Below are 387 nucleotides of genomic sequence, written 5' to 3'. Positions count from 1 at the left end.
AAATTTAATTTTAAAATCTTTATGAGTATCCAGAAATATCTTAAAATCCTGATTACTCTTAATTGGAAAATCACCCAATAAAAGACTTTTCTGGGGATCTTTTTTATTATATGCTACAACAAACTTATCATTAACATTGGGTGAAGAAGGTAGTTTATAAAATAACATATCATAATTATTTACATATCTAATATTGTTTACGGTATAAGAATATGTAATTGAACTTCTACCTACATTATAGCCAATTGTTCCTCTATCAAAATATACTTCTACATTCCCGACTGAAAAATCATAATCCCCTAAAGAATTTTCTGCCTTGCGTTTATTCATTTTATTAGTTACCAATAACACAATTAAACAAAAAATGATAATAATAATAATAATAAT

General features: G+C 24.5%; 1 protein-coding gene. It reads right to left on the bottom strand.

Going from position 1 to position 387, the window contains the following annotated elements; genetic code table 11:
• The coding region (locus tag B0A64_RS25370) for a hypothetical protein (RefSeq protein WP_165769883.1) at nucleotides 1-330 on the bottom strand (330 nt) is incomplete at its 3' end.
• Nucleotides 331-387 lie beyond the last annotated feature (57 nt).

This window comes from Flavobacterium araucananum (assembly GCF_002222055.1).
In the GTDB taxonomy this organism is placed as follows: domain Bacteria; phylum Bacteroidota; class Bacteroidia; order Flavobacteriales; family Flavobacteriaceae; genus Flavobacterium; species Flavobacterium araucananum.
This window is presented reverse-complemented; position numbering and strand designations above follow the sequence as displayed.